12 protein-coding genes and 2 tRNA genes are annotated in these 21,305 nt (G+C 34.6%); 2 read left to right on the forward strand and 12 right to left on the reverse strand.

What is annotated here, in order from left to right:
* The first annotated feature begins 111 nt into the window (after nt 1-111).
* Nucleotides 112-3,870, forward strand: coding sequence for an Eco57I restriction-modification methylase domain-containing protein (locus tag FJR04_RS16885; RefSeq protein WP_168496846.1), 3,759 nt, complete (start codon nt 112-114; stop codon nt 3,868-3,870).
* Nucleotides 3,871-4,001: 131 nt separating this feature from the next.
* On the opposite strand, the gene FJR04_RS16890 is transcribed toward FJR04_RS16885, so the two are convergent.
* The 9 genes from FJR04_RS16890 to ffh form a co-directional block, all read right to left on the reverse strand.
* Nucleotides 4,002-4,073 (reverse strand) — tRNA-Thr (locus tag FJR04_RS16890).
* Nucleotides 4,074-4,158: 85 nt separating this feature from the next.
* Nucleotides 4,159-4,241 (reverse strand) — tRNA-Tyr (locus tag FJR04_RS16895).
* Nucleotides 4,242-4,352: 111 nt separating this feature from the next.
* Complete coding sequence (locus tag FJR04_RS16900) at nt 4,353-6,173, reverse strand: ABC transporter ATP-binding protein (protein WP_168496848.1); 1,821 nt, start codon at nt 6,171-6,173, stop codon at nt 4,353-4,355.
* Nucleotides 6,174-6,430: 257 nt separating this feature from the next.
* Entirely contained in the window at nt 6,431-7,207 is a 777-nt protein-coding gene (locus tag FJR04_RS16905; RefSeq protein WP_168496850.1) for a DUF6816 family protein, read from the reverse strand.
* A gap of 66 nt (nt 7,208-7,273) precedes the next feature.
* Nucleotides 7,274-7,681, reverse strand: a complete 408-nt coding sequence (locus tag FJR04_RS16910; RefSeq protein ID WP_168496852.1) for a ChuX/HutX family heme-like substrate-binding protein — start codon at nt 7,679-7,681, stop codon at nt 7,274-7,276.
* Between the two features lie 101 nt (nt 7,682-7,782).
* The gene (locus FJR04_RS16915; protein ID WP_168496854.1) at nt 7,783-8,736 is read right to left on the reverse strand and encodes a PhoH family protein; all 954 of its coding nucleotides are present in this window, start codon (nt 8,734-8,736) and stop codon (nt 7,783-7,785) included.
* 361 nt (nt 8,737-9,097) lie between these two features.
* A complete protein-coding gene (locus FJR04_RS16920; RefSeq protein WP_168497021.1) occupies nt 9,098-9,484 on the reverse strand; it encodes a KH domain-containing protein in 387 nt (128 codons plus the stop codon).
* A 7-nt stretch (nt 9,485-9,491) separates the two neighbouring features.
* Nucleotides 9,492-9,752: a 30S ribosomal protein S16 gene (gene rpsP / locus FJR04_RS16925; RefSeq protein ID WP_168497019.1), complete on the reverse strand. Its 261-nt coding sequence runs from the start codon at nt 9,750-9,752 to the stop codon at nt 9,492-9,494.
* Between the two features lie 180 nt (nt 9,753-9,932).
* Complete coding sequence (gene ffh / locus FJR04_RS16930; protein ID WP_168496861.1) at nt 9,933-11,384, reverse strand: signal recognition particle protein; 1,452 nt, start codon at nt 11,382-11,384, stop codon at nt 9,933-9,935.
* A 494-nt stretch (nt 11,385-11,878) separates the two neighbouring features.
* Between ffh and FJR04_RS16935 the strand changes: the two genes are divergently transcribed.
* Nucleotides 11,879-15,130: a type ISP restriction/modification enzyme gene (locus FJR04_RS16935; protein ID WP_168496863.1), complete on the forward strand. Its 3,252-nt coding sequence runs from the start codon at nt 11,879-11,881 to the stop codon at nt 15,128-15,130.
* A gap of 93 nt (nt 15,131-15,223) precedes the next feature.
* On the opposite strand, the gene FJR04_RS16940 is transcribed toward FJR04_RS16935, so the two are convergent.
* The 3 genes from FJR04_RS16940 to FJR04_RS16950 all read right to left on the reverse strand — a co-directional run bounded on the left by FJR04_RS16940 (nt 15,224) and on the right by FJR04_RS16950 (nt 21,248).
* Entirely contained in the window at nt 15,224-15,943 is a 720-nt protein-coding gene (locus tag FJR04_RS16940) for a Uma2 family endonuclease (protein WP_168496865.1), read from the reverse strand.
* A 184-nt stretch (nt 15,944-16,127) separates the two neighbouring features.
* Nucleotides 16,128-17,819, reverse strand: coding sequence for a TrkA family potassium uptake protein (locus FJR04_RS16945; protein WP_168496867.1), 1,692 nt, complete (start codon nt 17,817-17,819; stop codon nt 16,128-16,130).
* Between the two features lie 1,158 nt (nt 17,820-18,977).
* Nucleotides 18,978-21,248, reverse strand: coding sequence for an MASE1 domain-containing protein (locus FJR04_RS16950; protein WP_168496869.1), 2,271 nt, complete (start codon nt 21,246-21,248; stop codon nt 18,978-18,980).
* Nucleotides 21,249-21,305: the final 57 nt, after the last annotated feature.

The following is a 21,305-nucleotide window of genomic DNA, read 5'->3' on the forward strand; positions in this document are numbered from 1 at the left end:
GGTATTGTTGTTTGAAAAGTAATTATTTAAAATCCCTGTTTTTATCCTGTTCATCCTTAAATCCTGGACATCCTGATTCAGACAATGTACTTTAATTCAGATTTAAAGCAAATGAATTTACATAAAATGCAGCCCAGAGAATCATTAAATAAAGCCTTTCTAAAAGTTAAGCCTAACAGAAACGATATTGAACATTTTAAAAAGAATTTGCAAAGCCTAATTGAAAAAATTAACGAAACCGAATCAGAAGAATTTCATAAAAATCTGATTGGCGATTTTTTAAAGAACACATATTATAGTAAAAATTATTTTATTAATACTAAAGGACGAAATGATTTTGTTATTCACAATGGCAAAGATCCTAAAAGCAGTGTTGGTGTAATTCTGGAAGCTAAAAAGCCAACCAACAAAAGCGAAATGCTCAAAGTTGGTAATTTGAATACTAAAGCTTTTCAAGAATTGGTTTTATATTTTCTGCGGGAACATCTGATAGAGAAAAATATAGAAATTAAATATTTAATAGCTACTAATATCTACGAATGGTTTATTTTTGATGCAAATAGTTTTGATAAAGCATTTATTGAAAATAAAGCCCTAGTTAAGCAATTTACAGATTTTGAAGAAGGAAGATTAACAAGTAAAAAAACAGATTTCTTTTATAAAGAAATTGCTCAAGTTGCTATTGCAGAAATTAAAGACCAAATTCCATTTACACATTTTGATATTCGAGAATATCAGGAATATTTACAACCTGGTGAAAATACCCATAATCATAAATTGATTGCGCTGTTTAAGTTGTTTTCACCATCACATTTATTAAAATTACCTTTTGCGAATGATAGCAATACTCTTGATAAAGGATTTTACAGTGAATTATTACATATTATCGGTTTGACGGAAACTAAAGAAGGTGGTAAAAAACTCATTCAACGCAAAAAAGAAAATGAGAGAAATCCGGGTTCACTAATTGAAAATGCAATTATCCAACTTGATAGTTTAGATAAAATTTCTCGAATAGAAAAACCAGAACAATTTGGAGAAACTTATCAAGAACAACTTTTTAACGTTGGGTTAGAATTAGCAATTACTTGGGTAAATAGAATTCTATTTTTGAAGTTATTAGAAGCGCAATTAATCAAATATCATAAAAATGATCAGTCGTTGGAATTCTTGAATTTACAGAAAGTCCAAAATTATGATGATCTTAACAGTCTTTTTTTCAGCGTATTAGCTCGCAAACAAGATGAAAGAACCGAAAGTGTAAAAAAGATATTTGCTCATGTTCCCTATTTGAATAGTTCTTTATTTGAACCTACGGATATTGAACAACTAACTATTTTTATAAATAACCTCAGAAATGAGAAACTAGAAATTTTCTCTGCTACTATCTTAAAAGACAATAATGGAAAAAAACGAATTGGTGAAATTAATGCTTTAGAATATCTCTTTGAATTTCTCAATGCTTATGATTTTAGTAGTGAAAGTGGGGAAGAAATTCAAGAAGAGAATAAAAGGTTAATTAATGCGTCTGTACTTGGTTTGATTTTCGAGAAAATTAACGGTTATAAAGATGGTTCTTTCTTTACTCCCGGTTTCATTACTATGTATATGTGTCGGGAAACAATTAGAAGAGCGGTTGTACAAAAGTTTAATGAAATTAAAGGTTGGAATTGTGCAAGTATTAATGATTTATATGAAAAGATAGAAGATAAAAAAGACGCTAATACAATTATCAATAGTTTAAAAATATGTGATCCTGCTGTGGGTTCAGGACATTTTTTAGTTTCTGCTCTCAATGAAATTATTGCTATTAAAAGCGAACTAAAGATTTTACTTGATAGGGAAGGTAAAAGATTAAAGGAATATGATATTGAAGTTGTCAATGATGAGTTGATTGTTATTGATGAAGATGGATTATTATTTGAATATAATCCTAAAAACAAGGAAAGTCAACGAGTTCAAGAAATGCTATTTCATGAAAAACAAATGATTATTGAAAACTGTTTATTTGGTGTAGATATAAATCTAAATTCTGTCAAAATATGTCGGTTGCGGTTATGGATTGAACTTTTAAAAAATGCTTATTATCAAACCGAAAGTGATTATACAGAATTGGAGACTTTACCCAATATTGATATTAATATTAAATGTGGTAATTCTTTAATTAGTCGTTTTTCTTTAGATACTGATTTGCGAACAGCTTTAAGTAAAAATAAATGCAGTGTAGAAGCTTATAGAAATGCTATCCAAACTTACCGTAATGCTGAAAATAAAGAGCAAAAACGGGAAATGGAAAAATTGATTAATGATATTAAAGGTAATTTTAAAACAACTTTACAAGGAAGTGATCTAAATAAAACTAAGTTAAGGAAGTTAGAAGGTGAAGTTTATAATTTAGAAAATCAAATTTTATTGTTTGAGGAAACAAAAGCTGAGAAAAAAACGCGGGAGAAAAAAATCGCTAAGTTAAAGAATGAGATTGATAAATTAAAAATTAAAGTTGAAGAAATAGAAAGTGGTAAAATATATGAAAATGCTCTCGAATGGCGTTTTGAGTTTCCTGAAGTTTTGAATAATGATGGTGTTTTTGTTGGTTTTGATGTCGTTATTGGAAATCCTCCTTATTTCTCTCTATCTAAAATTAAAGAAAAATATCAAACTGCTTATTTTGAAAATAACTATCAAACTTATACAAAGGGTTCAGATATTTATTGCTTGTTTTATGAAAAAGGAAGTTGCATTTTAAGAAAAGCAGGTTTTTTAACTTACATTACTTCTAATTCTTGGTTAAAAACTATTTATGGTGATTCACTGAAGAAATATTTAATTGAAAATCTGCAACCCCAGACTTTATTAAATATTGAAGATATTCAAATTTTTGAAGAAGCAACTGTTGAATCAAATATCATAATTTTGAAAAAAGATCACGCTAATGGATTTTTTGATGTTGCTAGTCTAAAAAATAATTATCTTATCGGTTCTTCATTAGAGAAATATTTCTATAATAACTGTTTTCAATTTACAATACCTAACACATCAGAATGGATTATAGGTAATGAAGAAAGTGGAAGTTTGAAACAGAAAATAGAACAAATAGGTAAACAGTTAAAGGATTTTAGAATAACAATAAATTTTGGGATTAAGACAGGATACAATGAAGCTTTTATTATCAATGAGGAAACTAAAAATCAATTAATCGTTGAAAGTTCTAATTCTGCTGAAATAATTCAGCCAATTTTAAGAGGTAGAGATTTAAAAAAATATAGTTATGAATTCTCAAATCAATGGTTAATATGTACCTTCCCTAGTTTAGCTTTAGATATTACAAAATATCAAGCTATTATGACCTATTTGGAAAAAATTGGACAAAAAAGATTAGCACAATCTGGTATTCAAGGTAGTAGAAAGAAGACAAATAATCAATGGTTTGAAACCCAAGATTCTATTGCTTACTGGAAGGATTTTGAAAAACCTAAAATTGTTTGGGGTGAAATTTCTGATCAACCTAAATTTGCTTTTGATGATTCTAACTATTATGCTGAAGCTACTACCTTCTTAATGACTGGTGAAAAACTTAAGTATTTGTTAGCAATATTAAATTCTAGACTATCACAATGGTATTTTAATCAAATTTCAACTACTACAGGAATGGGTACAAATAGATGGAAAAAGTATAAAATTGAAATACTTCCTATTAAAGAACCGACAGAAGCTGAAGAATTGTTATTAGAAACATTAGTTGATCAAATTCTCACTGCTAAAAAATTAGGTTTAAAAGCAGATACAACCACATTAGAAACAGAAATAGATCAGCTAGTTTATCAACTTTACGAATTAACACCAGAAGAGATTAAAATCATAGAAGGGTAAACATCACCAATCCCATATCTCTGACTTCTTTTTTTATGTTATAAATAAATGATAAATTGAGTCAAAGTCCCAGATTTTTTGTTACTGAAATCAAAAACCCAAAACTCAACTATCGTCAGTATTATCTAGAAAGCCCGTGACGAGGATTGAACTCGTGACCTCACCCTTACCAAGGGTGTGCTCTACCACTGAGCCACACGGGCAAAATTGAAATTCAATAATTAGGATTTATCATGCTGTGAATTATTTAGTTACACAGCATATATAAATCTTAATATCTGTAGGAGATGGGCCGAGCTGGATTTGAACCAGCGTAGGCGTAAACCAACGGATTTACAGTCCGTCTCCATTAACCACTCGGACATCGACCCGTTTTGTCCCACAGTTAACTATAATAGCAGCAGTTCCTGGATTTGACAAGGGGTTAAAGAAAAGAAATTGTAAAAAATCTAGATTCCTTACAGCAAGACAGTTTCAGAAGTTCATTCTATCAGTTCTCCAGTTTCTTGGAGAGCGTGTAAGCGGTGGTAAATGCCATTTACGCTTAAAAGTTCAGCATGACTACCAACTTCGACAATTTTCCCTTGATCGAGAACCACGATTTTATCAGCTTCCCTCACAGTGCTGAGGCGATGGGCAATAATAATTGTGGTGCGAGTCCCCTGAATTGAACGCATGGCTAATTGAATAGAACGCTCAGATTCGTAATCTAGGCTAGAGGTCGCTTCGTCAAAAATCAGTACGTCTGGTTCTACCAACAACGCCCTCGCAATTCCTAGCCGCTGTCTTTGTCCCCCCGATAACCTCACCCCCCGCTCCCCCACAACGGTGTAATAACCGTGAGGTAGGTGTTCAACTACTTCATCAAGTCTGGCGATTATACAGGCTTCCTGTACCTGTTCCAAGGTTGCATTTGGTCTACCATATTTGAGATTATCCAAAATAGTTCCGTTGAAAATGTCTACTTCTTGGTGAACAATTGCTAATCTGCGCCTATACTTACCCACATCTAAGGTGCAAATATCTTGACTATCAATTAAAATTTGCCCTGTTTGCGGTTCAAAGTAACGCAATATCAACTTGATTAAAGTAGACTTACCAGAACCAGATTTTCCTACTAAAGCAACTGTTTGATAAGGCTCAATTAACAAGTTAATATCTTGCAAAACTTGCCGATTGCTATCATATCCAAAACTAATTCCAGAAAATTCAATTTTTCCAGAAAATTGATATGGTGATTCTGGCTGATTTAATTCTGTTAAAAGTTCATTTGCATCTCTTCCTGATGGTGTTTGTATAAATTCATGAAATCGGATCATTGCGGAATATCTACGAATAAAAGATTCTGCTAATTTACTGATAGGTTCTAACTCCCCATAAGCCATACTAGAAAGAGTCAATATCATCACAAAATGACCAAGAGAAATTTCCCCATTTACAGTGGCAGCTAGAGTTAAACATAAAATCATAAAGACGCAAAACTGAATTACAGTTTTTTGCAAAGTAGCCAGTTCCACATAACCTTTATGAAGACGATAATCAAATACGGTTAATTCTCGATGTAAACGTTGTTTTTGTCGTTCTAGTTCCTGCTGTTCTGTTGCATAAGCTTTAACAGTTTTGATATTAGTAATTATCTCGGAAGTGCGGCTGTCTGTGTTCTCCATATATTTATCTAGGCGAGTTTCACACAAACTTAACCGCTGCAATTGTTTCCAACTCAAGCTGAGTATAAATATACAGGAAATCAGCAATAAAACCGCAATTTTCCAATCAATAAAAGCAATGAAGAAAAATATTCCCACCACACACAAGAGTTTAGGAATAAATTGTCCAGCAATTTCCGGATAACTCCAGGTGTGGTTAGCAATACCTCTACTTACTCTTCCCCCAATCCTGCCAGGGTTATTTTCATCATAAAATTCTAGTGGTAAAGTGAGAATTTTAGATATGGCTATTTCACTTTGATTTCGTCGCGCTTTTAAGGCTATATCCCAGTGAAACCATGCTGTTAACCAAGGCTGTGTAGGCGCTCTCACAACTGTAATGAGGAAGATTAAACCAAGCAATACAGCCAAAGACAAAGTTTGATTAACTGGGTAATTGGTAATATTTGATGAACTGATTATTACTCCTTGTATTGCTTTATCCAAAGGTTGATTAGACAAAACATTTAAAATTTGTCCAATTGCATAAGGTACAACTAAATCAATAATTTCGTAAATACCAGATACAGTAATACTGAAAATACTCAGTTTCCAGTCAGGACGAAAATAGTTGAGAATATTTCTAAATTGAACCATAATGTATAACATTCCAAAGCCCGAAAATTAGCCGGGAATACTGATACTACATATCTACTAAATATAGATTACAAAAAGTTCACCCCCTTTGGGGATTTAAAAATAAAAAAGAAGCATCTGATTTTTAATTGAAATGTAATTGGCTAAGTAGGTAGATGCTAATAAACCCAAATATGTAATGAACTGTAAATTACCCAAAAGTTTTGGGATTGCTGCGTTTCACTCGCAATGACATAGTTATAAGTTTTCCCACTTACCTATAATGATCGAGAAAATTCCAGCCGATAACGATATAATGCTACTGGTCGAGAACCTGCGGTAAAATAATCAGGATCTTGGGGGGAAAGATAGACTGCGGTTACTTGATCTGCTGTAATGGCTGGAGAGGTGGTGGAAAGTTTTTGATAAGCGGTGGTTGATTCTACAGAATTAAAATAGGGGCGAGAACCACCTTTAAATAACTGTTGAAAAACTTCTGTAGTGATGAATTGATCATCTGGTGTTGTTTCTGTGACGCGATCGCTTACAATGGAAATTAATTGGCGTTCACCACGGAAAAATGTAATTTGACGATTGGGAGATTCAGGATCTACTTTGGATGATAATACAGCTTCATCTCCTAAATAAGCCCTGGTTAAATTTAAACTATTAAATTCTCTATCAGCTACTAATATTGATGCTTGATTTTTGAGGTTGGGAAAAATTTGTGAACCCGAATTATTTGGTTTAACTTTCACAAATTTAACTAAAAAACTAATTGGTTGATTTAATTGACTGCGATTACCTTCAAAACCTGGTGTAACTATATCCGGTGCTAAAGGTGCTGCTAAATCTACTAATGTGCTGGTAACTTTCCACTTACCAGTCATCCATTCAGGATAAACTAAGTCTCCCTTAGCTGGTTTGACTGATGTTAATTTTTCCCATTGAGGAAACTTGGCTAAATGTTCGGCTAATTCTCCGGCTTGGGCTTCGTTATTTCCTAAAACCAAGAAAAGCATTAAGCAAAAACTAACAATTAGTTTAATTAACATATTAAAAATCGAGAATTAAAAATTAAATTCCCCTATTTCTTTAAGAATTCGGGGAACTGTTTCAAACTACAAGGTTTCTAGGGCTAAAGGTTGCCAAATTTCTCCATACTTTTCTTTTAAAACTTGCCAAGCTTCTACTTGTCCTGGTTCGTATTCGCCGGGTTTACCCCATTGTAAAAATATGCTTAATGCAGGTTTTTCTTCTCCATCTAAAAACCGAATTGCATAGGTGGTAAAGTTCCCTCTTTTGGCTTCCCCTGTTTCAAATTTAACTTTTTGAATCATATCCATATTTAAGTGAAATTCAAAGCCTTCGGTGTGCATATTCGCATATTTACCTTTTGGTAATTCGGCGTAAAATAGCTTTTCAATTTTTCCTCTAGCTTCTAAAACAGCCGCGCTACTGGTGACAATTAAGCGCAAAGTTCCCAAGGTTTCACAAGCTTCTAAAAATTCTTTCAATGTTGTTGTCATAGTTTTTTGTTTTTCAGTTGCTTATTGTTCAATTTTTGATTTATAGCGTTTTTTTGGATGTAATACAATCCAGAAAGCAAGAGGGCGCAGACCCTGCGCCCCTACGTTTCGTATTTCTCATAGGCAGAAACAATGCGTTGTACTAAAGGATGACGAACCACATCTTTTTGAGAAAATTCGCAAATTGCAATTCCTTCCACGTTTCTTAAAATTTGTAAGGCTACGTCTAAACCAGATTTTTGATGAGGTGGTAAATCGGTTTGGGTGATGTCACCTGTAATTACCATGCGGGAGTTAAAACCCAATCGGGTTAAAACCATTTTCATTTGTGCCGGTGTGGTATTCTGGGCTTCATCAACGATGATAAAGGCGTTATTTAATGTTCGTCCCCGCATATAAGCCAATGGTGCGACTTCGATGATTTCCCGTTCGATTAAGTTGGGGACTTTTTCGGGGTCTATAAATTCATTAATGGCATCATAAAGGGGACGTAGATAGGGATTGACTTTTTGCTGTAAGTCTCCTGGTAAAAAGCCGAGTTTTTCCCCTGCTTCCACTGCGGGACGGGTTAAAATCAGCCGTTCAAATTGATTACTGAGTAGGGCTTGGACAGCGACAACTACAGCCAGATAGGTTTTTCCTGTTCCCGCAGGACCAATACAAAAGGTTAAATCACGTCTGCGGAGTGCGTCTATATATTGGCGTTGGTGGAAGGTTTTGGCGCGAATTTCAAATCCCCGACGGGTTTTGGCGAGGATATCGCGCTGTAAGTCTTGGAGTTGGTCTTCTCTATTGGTGTCTAGGGCTTGACGGGCTGTGAGAATATCAGCACTGGAGATATTATTACCTTTACTCCACAAATTTTCCAGCGATCGCACTAACCGATTTGCTAATTCAATTTGCTTGGGTGTTCCCGAAATTAACAGTTCTTGTCCACGCAGGACTATGTTAGCTCCTGTTTGTTGTGATAGAAACTTGATATTTGCCTCACTATATCCGGCTAGAGCGATCGCACTGGACATATTAGGCAGTTGAATGGTGACATCATCTGCCATATTATTCCTGAATGGGGTGAAAAGTTGTTTTTAACAAAATTAATATTTTCCTATTGATTAAATGTAGGATGAAAATCCTATAATTTTCTATTAATTAGAATTTTTATTATTTGGAAATGGGCTGACAACATTTGCTATTTCTTGGCTTGTAAATCCGTAATAAACACGGAATTATCAGCCAAGATTTTACAATTTTGTTGTCCCCTGTCTCCGTCTGTCCCAGAATTTAATCTGTTCTCCACTATTTAAACTAACTAGGGCAATGCGGTCAAAATAACTAACAATTAAAAACCCTTAAAAAGCTTTTTGAATTTGCTTTTTTAATTTTTAATTTTTAATTTTTAATTCCGATCAAGCTGTACTAGCGTAAACGTGGTTTAACAACAGGTCTGGGAATATTACTCTCTCTTTCTCTCGATTTGGGTGGTAGTATGCGATCTTCTTGTTCTTCATCAAAAGACATACTATCTCGACTTTGGGAACTACTACCGTATATATCCAAGTATACTGATTGCCCAGCTAGTTCTGCTGCGGCGGCAATAACAGTACGAATTGCCTGGATATTTCGTCCCCCCCGACCAAACACTTTACCTTTATCTGTGCTGTCAAAAGCAATGCGAACCCAAACCCGCTTGAGGATTTGAGATATTTCACAATCTACGCTTAAAGATTCTGGAGATTCTAAAAACGGCTGCACAAGAAACTTCACCAGCCCAACATAATTGGGACCGGTTGCTGGGGATTTAATTTCAAGACTATGATGCGGCTGTTGCACGGACCTGTTCAAAAACGTTAGCTTTTACAAGGATACGACGAACTGTATCGGTAGGTTGAGCGCCTTGTTGTAGTCGCTTAACGATACCAGGAATGTCTAGTTTTACTTCATCAGTTCTGGGGTTATAGAATCCTAGTTCTTCTAGGGGGCGACCGTCACGACGAGCAAGGTTGTTCATGGCAACAATCCGGTAACTTGCTTCCCGCTTTTTCCCAAATCTTTTTAAACGCAGTTTGATCATGTTGAGAAATGTTTCTCCTGTTCCTAGAGAGTGAATTTGTAATTGAATGAATGAGGAAGTGACTAGGCGATAATACCCACATTCAAAACTTCCCACACTGAAATGCTAATTTTAGCACTTCCTAGCCATGAATGGCTATTAGTTAGTTGTCAATTGTCAATTGTCAATTATCAATTATTTCTAAAGAGTACCAAAGCCTTTTTTCTTTTTCTCTTTCTTTTTCTTGGTTGGTGGTGCGCCGCCGGGGTAGCCACGCCAACCGGCTGAAGGACGATTTCCTCCTGCGGCTAGAGGATTACCACCGCCGCCAAACATTCCTCCCATACCGGGGATACCACCTTGTCCCATTTGCTGCATGAGCGATCGCATTTTTTGGAAATCTGCCACCAGTTTGCTTACATCTGCTTCTCTATACCCAGAACCAGAAGCTATGCGGCGGCGGCGACTGGGAGAACTCGATAATAAATCTGGATCACGGCGTTCTTTGCCCGTCATGGAATTAATCATAGCTTCGCAACGTTTTAGCTGAGTTTCCCCCTGCTTCAACTGATCATCAGAAAGCTTATTCATTCCGGGAATCATTTTCATGATGCCCCCCAAAGAACCCATGTTTTTCAATAACCGCATTTGCTTGAGAAAGTCAGTAAAATCAAATTTCGCTGACAGAATTTTCTCCTGCATTTGCTCGGCATCTGCCAAATCTATCTCTTCTTGGGCTTTTTCTACTAAGGTGAGAACATCCCCCATACCCAAAATCCGCGAAGCCATGCGATCGGGATAAAACGGTTGTAGCGCCTCGACTTTTTCCCCTACACCCACAAATTTAATTGGCGCACCGGAAATTTGCCGCACTGACAACGCTGCACCACCACGGCTATCACCGTCCATTTTGGTCAGGATTGCCCCAGTAATGCCAATTTGATCATGGAAGGTGCGAGTGAGGTTTGCTGCCTCTTGCCCGGTCATTGCGTCAACAACCAAGAGGGTTTCATCTGGTTGGACTATTTCTTTGATACGGGCTAATTCCGCCATCATATCTTCGTCAATTTGTAAGCGTCCGGCAGTATCAATAATTACTGTATTTATCCCTTCTGCTCTGGCGCGTTCCACACCTTGACGGGCAATTTCTACGGGGTCTGCTTCAATTCCCAGTTCAAATACTGGGACATCAATTTGTTTACCCAGGGTAATTAACTGGTCAATAGCTGCGGGACGATAGATATCTGTAGCCACTAGCAGACAACTACGTTCTTGTTTGCGTAAATGTAAAGCTAATTTAGCTGTGGCTGTGGTTTTACCTGTCCCTTGTAAACCAGCCATTAAGACAACGGTGGTCTTACCTGCAACTTCAGCCAGGGGAACATTTTCTTCCCCCATCACCTGCACTAATTCATCATAAACAATTTTGATGAATTGTTGATCAGGACGAACACCAGCGATAACTTCAGCGCCCTGGGCTTTGGTTTCGACTTCGCTAATAAAATCTTTGACCACCTGGAGATTAACATCTGCTTCCAACAAAGCCCGACGCACTTCCCGCAAAGCGTCTTGTATGTTGGATTGGGAGATTTTATCCTGTCCTCGCAGTTTTTTCCAGGCGGACTCTAAACGGTCAGATAGTGCATCAAACATAATTCAGTTACAACGTAGTTAGTCTGTTGAGAATATTTGGTAAGTTTTTCATGATCTTCAATACCAGCTTATCTGACTCTAGCAACTGATTGATCTGGTAAACCGTAATTTTGAAGGTGTTTTAGTTGGTAACAAAGACACAGAGGAAGGATGATTTATACAACTCTAATTTAGACAATATTCGTTATAACTTGTCGTGTTTATACGATAAAGATAGTTCTTCCTGATCAAAATCATAATAACAGTTTTTTTTGATGGTGTCAATGGGGTTTTCACTAGGAATTTTTTTTGAGTGATAAATGTGACAGTTAAATATAAATTAAACTTTAAAATTCATTCAGGTTGGGATATTTTTGATATTAATAGGACTTACGCAAAAGTTAGGGAATAATGAACCGCAGAGGACGCAGAGGACGCAGAGAATACGGATAAATCAGAGTTTGAGGGTTTTTGCGTAAGTCCTAAGTTAATATTCATGAAAATCACTTAAAATTATGTCTAATTTTAATCATTATATCCAAAACCTACAGAAAAATATTAAACATGGTGGAGAACGTAGCCACTACTCCAGTTTACAAAGTTTAATAGAAGGTTTAGAAGTTGGCATTAATACCATAGTAGAAGAAAAAGGTAATCAAGCAGGAATACCCGATTTAACTATCAGAAAAAATGAGCGCGTTGTGGGATATATAGAAGCTAAAGATATTAATATCAATATCACTAAATTAGACAAACAAAATGAACAGCAAATTAAACGTTATTTAGAATCAAATATAGGTTATAACTTCATTTTAACTAATTATCTACAATTCCGTTGGTATGTAGATGGAGAATGTGAAAAAATCGCTGAATTAGCTACTTTGGAACAAGGAGAAATTACTCTAGTTGATAATTTACAACCTATCACAGAATTATTACAATCATTTCTTAACCAAAAAGCCAAAGATATTAATAATTATTATGATTTGGCTAAAGAAATGGCTGCTTATACTAAAACTATTAGAAATGCCATTGAATTATCTTTATTAATAGAAGATCCTACAGAGGAATTAAATCGCCTAAAAGAAACATTTAAAAAATTACTCTTGTTAGATATAGATAATGATAAATTTGCGGATATGTACGCCCAAACTATTGCTTATGGGTTATTTACTGCAAAAATTGGTCATACAGAAAACGCTCTAGAATTAATATTTAATCGCACTACAGCCAGTATTTATATTAGTGATAGAATTCCTTTTTTAAAAGGTTTATTTGATTTAGTTTTAGGAACTGGTAGTGTTAGTAAAATTCACAAATCTATTGAGAATTTAATTGAATTATTTAACAGGATAGATATGACCAATATTTTAGAAAATTTTGGTCGAGAAACCCGCACACAAGATCCAGTAATTCACTTTTATGAAACGTTTTTAGCTGCTTATCAAGCATCATTAAGAAAAAGTCGCGGAGTTTATTATACTCCTGAACCTGTTGTTAAATTTATTGTGCGTGCTGTGAATGATATTTTAGTAGATAGAAAAATTTTTGATTTAGAATATGGTTTAGGAAACAGAAGAGTAACAATTCTTGATCCCGCAACAGGAACAGGAACATTTTTATATGCAGTTATTCAACAAATTTGTCATAATTTTGCTAAATATGATGTTCGTGGTTTGCATAATTTATTAAGAGATACAGAACTTTTAAATCGTCTTTTTGGTTTTGAGTTATTAATGACTCCTTATACCATAGCACATTTAAAAATAGGTGTATTACTGGGATATTTAAACTATAAATTTGCACCAAATGAAAGATTAAAAATATATTTAACTAATGCGTTGCAAGAAGGAATAAAACAAGGTGATTTAATCCCAGGAATTACCCAAATTATCGCGGAAGAATCAAGTCAAGCAGCAAAGGTAAAAACAGAAATTCCCATTACTGTAGTATTAGGAAATCCTCCCTATTCTGTCAGTTCTCAAAATGCTAGTAAACGCAAGAGAATCTTAAATCAAGATGAAAAATATTTAGCAGATGTGGAATACACTGGTTCAGTGTGGAGTAGGATTTATAAAACCGGTAAAGTAGGTAAAACTATTACGGAATTAACCCACATTGGGGAACTTTTAGAATTATATAAAGGTAGGGTAAGATTAGAAGGTGAGAAAAATATTCAACCTTTGGATGATGATTATATCAAATTTCTTAGATTTGCCCAATATCAAATAGAAAATAATAGTCATAATGCGGGTATTATTGGTTTTATTACTAATCATTCCTATCTTAATGGTTTAATTCATCGAGGAATGAGGGAGGAATTATTAAAATATTTTGATACTTTATATATTATGGATTTACATGGTAATTCTTTATTAAAGGAAACTACACCAGAGGGAAATATTGATCAAAATGTTTTTGATATTCAACAAGGTGTGGCTATTTTAATTGCTGTGCGCGAAAAAAGTAAACCTGATTATGGTTCTACTGCTTATAAATCCAGAGATGGTATTAAGGAAAAGGCTAAGGTATTATATTATGATTTATGGGGAAATCGTGAGGATAAATATAATTTTTTAGAATCTGCAAGTTTAGATAATGTTGATTGGATAGAGGTACAACCTACTGCACCTAATTACTTTTTTAAACCTAGAATTTTCTCCCTAGACATAGAACAAGAATATCAAAGTTTATGGAGTGTTCAAGATATATTTTCAGTTTACTCTAATGTTATAGAAACAGGTAAAGATGATGTTTTAATTGCTTTTGAACGAGATACATTATTACAATTTCTGCAAAAATTATGCAATGATAGTGTTTTGGATCAAGATATAGCTGAAATTTATAAAATTGCCGATTCTCCTAACTGGAACTTTTTTAAATCTCGTTTACTACTTGTAAGAGACGGTTTAAACCAAGAATTAATTAAACCTATTTACTACCGACCATTTGATATAAGATTTACCTATTATCACAGTATTTTAAGAAGGATGCAAGAAAAAGTTTTAAATAATTTAATTCAAGATAATTTAGGTTTATTATTAATGAGACAAGTAGCTTCAGGAGATAATCAATATACGCATTTTATGGTTTCTAATACAATTGCTGATAATCGTAGTTTTTTTAGTAATAGAGGAAGACCAAGTATTTTTCCACTGTACACTTATCCAAATACAGAAAATCAACAAACTAACCTTTTCCTAGAAAAAACTCCTAATTTATCCACAAAATTCTTAGAAGCTATTAAAACTAAACTGGGTAAAATACCAACTCCAGAACAAATATTTTACTATGCTTATGCAATATTTCATAGTCCCACTTATCGCACTCGCTATGCTGAATTTCTGAAAATAGATTTTCCACATCTTCCCTTAACTAGTAACGAAAACCTATTTAACGAATTAGCTATCAAAGGAGAAAAATTAGTTAATTTACATTTAATGAAATCGGATATATTCAAGAATTTAATTACAACATATCAAAGAATAGGAGATAATCAAGTTAGTGAAGTTACCTATAATGCAGAATTGCACAGAGTTTATATCAATAAACAGAGTTATTTTACAGATATTCCCTCACATATCTGGGAATTTAAAATTGGTGGATATCAGGTATTAGATAAATGGCTAAGAGACAGAAAAAACGCCAAGCGAGAATTATCTAACGAGGAAATTACCCATTATCAAAAAATCGTTATTGCTTTAACAGAAACTTTACAACTAATGCAGGAAATTGACATAATTATTCCTGGGTTTCCTATAGAGTGATGAGGTATATAATTTATTTTGCACCACTACTTAACTATTTTTGATTTCATAATGTTGGGTTTCCTTGCGTCAACCCAACCTACATTCAATTTTTTACAGGTTATTGATATCAATACCTTTGGCTGCTAATTTTGCTAATAGGTCTTGATAATTTTGCCGTTCTTGTTCTGCCCGTTGGTATTCCTGTTCTGCTCTTTGCTTTTCCTGTTCCGCTCGTTGATATTCTTGTTCGGCTCGTTGATGTAATTCTACAGATGTGAGAAACTTACTACCATCAGGATAAGAAATTTCTAAATTGTCTGGTGTTAATTCAAAACGAATTCCTAAACGCGGACTTACCCAACCATTGATTTCTTCAATTGCCTCAAAACATTCTTTTTCAAGGAGAAATCCTGTTAATTCGATTGTATCTGGATTATATATATAATATTCTTCTACCCGATAACGTTGATAAAATAGGATTTTTTTCGCCATTTCTTTGGTACTATTTCCTGGTGAAAGAATTTCAAATACCACTTGAGGAGGAATATTATTTTCTTGCCATTGTTTATAAGAACCTCTATCACCTTTTGGTCTACCAAAAACCACCATTACATCAGGTGCTTGGCGGATTTTTACATTTCCTTCTACGGGATACCAAAGTAAATCACCAGCTATAAATACATCATTATTTGGGGCGAATAATATTTCTAAATTTTCTTTAATTTTAACAATCCATTGATATTGTTTAGTATTATCAGACATGGGGTTGCCGTCACTGTCAGGGTAGATGATTTCTGGTTTGATTTCTGGTGGTGTAAGTTGCTGTACCATATCTGGATCTCCGTTGTACAGAATATAAATAAAGTTTTTAACTGAGCAGTGGTACTGATGAACATATTCATAATTATATAGTAGTTATAGCGAAACTCAGCTTTATGCGATCGCCTACAACTGAATTTCCCAATGTTTGAAACCCATAAAAATTATCAGAAAAATTAGAGATTTCAACAGCAAATTAAACTCCCATACCCCGTCCTTCTTCTCGCCATAACTGATTTAATCTGGTAGCAGGCATGGTTAGATAAAGAACATCTCCAGGGCTAAGAATAGTTTCTAATAAATCCCAGCCTTGAACAGTTTCGTTGTTGATTTCCACATACAAAGGCACAAAATCCGCAAACTTGGCCACATCTTTCACCCATTCATCACAAAAAGGGTGTATGGGTGTAATTACCGTGGCGAAAGCCACCCATAAACTATCAGCAATAATGCCATTACCAATAATTCTACCACCCAAAGCAGCGGCAGCAAAAGCCGGAGCGGCTAGTTCAGCCGGACTGAGTACGGCTTCAAAATCAAATACCTGTTGTGCCATACCCGCAAAATCAGGATCAGCATAATTGACAATCACAGGAATTTGAGGTGCTAAAGCCTTAGCTTTCAGAGCAATTTCCAAATTTGTCGCATCATTACTAGTCACAGCTAAAACTGCGGTAGCGGTATGAATATTACTGGCTTGTAAAGTGGCGCGAAAACTGGCATCAGCCAGAATGATAGGAATACTCATCCCTCTAGCAGTATTCACAAATCTGTTATTTACATCTGTTTCAATTACGACTACTTCATGGCCACTGTGATGAAGTTGTTGAACTATGCGGATACCAATCCCACTCAAGCCACAAACAATATAATGATGACGTTGGGGAATTCTGGCAGCATCCCAAAATTGCTTGAGACGTGTACCTAAAACAAAATCGGTGAGCATAGCATACCAAATCCCGAACACCGCTGCTCCTACTAACATCATGATGACAGTAAAGAATTTAATACTGTCGGGAGCGTGTTCTACAACTTTATCATTACCTCCAGCCCCCGTAATCATGCCTACAGCAAAATACAAAGAATCTATAAAAGAAGTATTTAATTTAGTGCTAAGATAATATGTAAATGTAGCTATTAAAATAATTACTAATAAGACAATTGCCATCACAACAACTGATTGGGCGTGTTTTTGAAACTGGCGGATATTAGAAATAACTTTGAGCAGCCTATTCATCAACGATTTACGCGGTTGACGGATGCGGGGTTGAGCGCCAATAATTAAGCGATCGCCTACCCTTAACTGTTGTTCTGATAAAACCGCAGATACTAAATTGAGTTTTCCTTCTATTGGGACATAATAAATTAGCATCCGCGAGGGATCTTCCCATAAATCACTCAATTTCTTTCCTTTCCAAGGATGATTTTCGTGAATATATTCTTCCTGAATTGGCCAAGTTTGTTGAAGTAATTTAATTTGTCCAATCGCCTTATTTCCCAAAGCCGCAAAGGTAAATACTGGAGCAGCCAAACCAACAACACTCATACTTAAATGATTTGCCAAAGTTTGATCCAGACGTTCACCTAAATTTGTATTATAAAAACGGTTAATAATCCGAATCTGGGGATTAAGTACCCGTGCTTGCATCATAATTGACAAATTTAGCTCATCATCTGAAGTTGCTATTACTAAAGTATGTGCTTCTTCAATTCCCGCTGCTTGTAATATAGAAGCTTCATATAACTCACCGACAATCACATTAGCAGCAGTTTCTCCAGAAATAGGTTTGTGATGAATACCCACAACTAAAGCACCTTGTTGTCTGAGTAATCGAAATATTTTATATCCAGTACGCCCTAAGCCACAAACAATAATTCGAGGTTTCATGCAACAACAACATAATATTTATATCAGGGACTACATATCAGTTATCAATCAACAATTGAGAACGAACTATTGAATTGTAGATACAGCACTTCCCGGAAATGGTATAGAAATGAAACTCTATATCTAAGTAGGTGGGCGTTAAAAATTGTCGTTGGGGCAAGGGAACACTATGGCTTACGCCACGACAAGCTCAGTGCATCGCAGGGAACAGGGAACAGGAAGAGAGTTTTGGGCGATTTGACTTTTCTTCACATACCTTTAAATTTTTCTGTTCACCTACTTATATAAGCAGTTAACAATCAAATCAGGTCAAATTACATTTGATTAATTCTCACTTCTGTATTTTCTCTTATTAACCGCTATTGTGACTTAATTTGCTGACTGATAACTGTAACTGAACACACGATATTCACCTCATGGGGAATTAAAAATTAAAAACTAATTAGCAGCTAGTATCAAGTCATCACAGACAACAGCCGCATCTCACCTTAGCTTTGGCAATGTTGACAACTATAGCTACCCATGAATTTTCTCATCACACCAATGCTGATTTTGCCGCTGGAGGCATAGAGTTAACAATTTAAATTGATATAGCCTCAATGCTAGATTGAGAATACTGTTAATAGACTAATGAAGGGTTTCACCCCTCATCCTGAAAATCTTGATTTTAGATTATAAGAATATTTTAAAATCGGTTTTATCGTTATAGATCTAATGCCTTAAAAGTCCGTAAAATCAAGTCATACTAGGGGTGCTGGGTGTGACCCCCTGTTAATTATCTCACAAAAATGTAGGTAAAAAAATGTTAGGACTGAACAATCAAAAAAAATAAAAATAAATGCCAAATTGGCAACCATCACATCAGGAAGCAGGCTAAATTATATTAGACAAGCGAAAACAAGGGAGTTGTTAAGAAGCTGAATCAATTAACATCATCATCTTGTAGAGATTGTCCTAAAAATAAATAGAATTAGTATTTGCTGCATAGGAATACCTGCTAAATATAGGCGTTATCGTTAACCTGCAAATTACCCCCCTAATTTAACGGTTATCGTCTGTATGAATAAATTCCTAAACGCTTCAGCAGCAAATGGTAGAGTGGGAGAGAAAGGCGCTTGGTAATGCCTCCTCCCACTCTCTTTTTTTGGGTACTTTTTGCTAAACCTGTGACTTCTGACTTCGGCAATAAAAACGTCTTCGTTGCAGGATTTGAATTGATTCTATAATTACTTCTACTTTTACAGGTTTAGAAATAAAATCATCCATACCAACAGATAAACAGTGTTCCCTATCTGATAGCATTGCGTTAGCAGTCATAGCAATAATATAAGGGCGGTTAGTTTCACCCCATTCTTGATAAATTGCTTTTGTTGTTTCGATACCATCTAATTCTGGCATTTGGATATCCATAAAAATAACATCATACATTTCTTGTTTTAATGACTTCAATGCCTCAACCCCATTATTGGCAATATCTACTTGATATCCTAGTTTTTGAAATAATTTTGTGGCGATTTTCTGATTAATAATATTATCTTCAGCAATTAGGATTCTTAAAGGAAATTTTTGGGAGAAATTAGCATCAAATTTATTTTTTGGTTCTTCTATGTTTGGAAATCCTTGATTTAATGGGGTTAAGAAATCTAGTTCTAAACTAAATATACTTCCTTGAGATAATTTACTACTAACTTTAATCTCACCTCCCATCATTTTTACTAGTTTTTGACTAATTGCTAAACCTAATCCTGTCCCTTGAGATTTGAATTTATTTTCTCCTACTTGTTCAAAAGGCAAAAATATTTTTGTTAATTTGTCAGGGCTAATACCGACACCTGTATCTATGATTTGTAACTTAATTCTAGTCAAGTCAAATGATTCGTTATTTGGTGTTTGGCTAATAAAATTTACAATAAACTTTACTTCTCCTGTATCTGTAAATTTAATAGCATTGCCAATTAAATTTAACAAAATCTGTCTGAATCGTTTTTCATCAGCATGAATAATCACAGGTATTTCTGAATCAAATTGACAGTTAAAAATAATATTTTTTTCCAATGAAGAATAACGACAAATTTCTACTATCCCTTTCAGAAAATTAGGAAAGTTAAAATTTCGAGCTTCTAGTTCCATTTTGCCAGCTTCTATTTTAGAAATATCTAAAATATCATCAATCAAAGTCAATAAATGTAACCCTGATTGATAAACAATCTGAATATCTTCTTTTTCTTCATTTGTTAATTTTGGTAAATCTTGAAAAATCTGAGCAATCCCTAAAATACCATTTAATGGTGTCCGTAGTTCATGACTCATATTTGTGAGAAATTTACTTTTAGAACGATTAGCATCTATAGCCGCTTGTTTAGCTACTTGTAATTCTAAATTTTGCTGAATAAGTTGTTCCTTTTGGCGCTCTAAAATTGCGGCTGTTTGCTGAAGTTCTGAAGATTTATCTAATAATTGGATCTGCGAATTTTTGAGTATTAATATAGCTTCTTTCTTTTCAGAAATCACAGCATTTAATACAAGTGTTGTCAAAACTATTACTCCAATAAAACATTGTAGTAATGAGAGGGATTCATTTAAGTTAACCCGATTAAATGCTCCTAATCCTCTCACTGTTCCTAAAACAGCAATTACAGCTACAATTAAAATTAAGTTAGTAGCACCTATTTTCCCAAAGCGAAAAACTGCCCAAACCAAACAGGGAATGAGCATATACTCGATCACATAGGTACTAAAGAAGGCATGATCACTGATAACAAGTACAATTTTTAGTAATAGAAAAGCTTCAGCAATTTTCCAAAAAATTGGTGTTTTTAATTCAAATTGAAATTTGTGTTTATTAGTTGATGAATATTCTTGAAATAACTCTCCCCAACTGAGCAATACAGGAGTAAAAATAAAGATTCCAGCTACGTTAGATATCCACCAAGTTGTCCATACTTCGGTATAGCTAGTAACAGCTACTTTTCCCCCTAATGTTAATGCTGTAACTCCCGCAGTTGCATTGATAATTGGTCCAATCATCCCTGTTAATATTAAAAATTTGATCACATCACTTAGTCGTTCTAAGGGAGATTGTGTACCGACTAATTTACGAAGTAGAAAACTACCTAAGACTGTGCCAGAAGTTGTACCGATAGCGATTCCTAATACCTGTAAAATTGAAGAAATCAGCGTAACTAGATTATGTGTATTGATAAATGCCCAAATATTCGCTAGAAACGAACCAATTAACACTCCTGGCCAAATCCAATACCCGAAAATTAACATAGCAGCAGCAGCAAAACCATCAGGTGGCCAAACTGGGGCAACATTTTGGGGAGTAGACGCGAGAATTCGAGAAAATTGTGCAGTTCCGTAGTAAACTAAAGCTAATACTGTTATTAATGCCGAACGAAATAATATAAGTTTTAAGTTTAACTTCATTACTTAACAATTGTAGTTTGCATTAAAATACAATTATTAAACACTCTAGTTGTGTGA

The sequence above is a fragment of the Anabaena sp. UHCC 0204 genome (assembly GCF_009711975.1).
GTDB lineage: Bacteria > Cyanobacteriota > Cyanobacteriia > Cyanobacteriales > Nostocaceae > Dolichospermum.

Coding starts and splice junctions, on each gene's coding strand:
- FJR04_RS16885 (WP_168496846.1), top strand. CDS start 112: ATGAATTTACATAAAATGCAGCCCAGAGAATCATTAAATAAAGCCTTT.
- FJR04_RS16900 (WP_168496848.1), bottom strand. CDS start 6,173: ATGGTTCAATTTAGAAATATTCTCAACTATTTTCGTCCTGACTGGAAA.
- FJR04_RS16905 (WP_168496850.1), bottom strand. CDS start 7,207: ATGTTAATTAAACTAATTGTTAGTTTTTGCTTAATGCTTTTCTTGGTT.
- FJR04_RS16910 (WP_168496852.1), bottom strand. CDS start 7,681: ATGACAACAACATTGAAAGAATTTTTAGAAGCTTGTGAAACCTTGGGA.
- FJR04_RS16915 (WP_168496854.1), bottom strand. CDS start 8,736: ATGGCAGATGATGTCACCATTCAACTGCCTAATATGTCCAGTGCGATC.
- rpsP (WP_168497019.1), bottom strand. CDS start 9,752: ATGATCAAACTGCGTTTAAAAAGATTTGGGAAAAAGCGGGAAGCAAGT.
- ffh (WP_168496861.1), bottom strand. CDS start 11,384: ATGTTTGATGCACTATCTGACCGTTTAGAGTCCGCCTGGAAAAAACTG.
- FJR04_RS16935 (WP_168496863.1), top strand. CDS start 11,879: ATGTCTAATTTTAATCATTATATCCAAAACCTACAGAAAAATATTAAA.
- FJR04_RS16940 (WP_168496865.1), bottom strand. CDS start 15,943: ATGGTACAGCAACTTACACCACCAGAAATCAAACCAGAAATCATCTAC.
- FJR04_RS16945 (WP_168496867.1), bottom strand. CDS start 17,819: ATGAAACCTCGAATTATTGTTTGTGGCTTAGGGCGTACTGGATATAAA.
- FJR04_RS16950 (WP_168496869.1), bottom strand. CDS start 21,248: ATGAAGTTAAACTTAAAACTTATATTATTTCGTTCGGCATTAATAACA.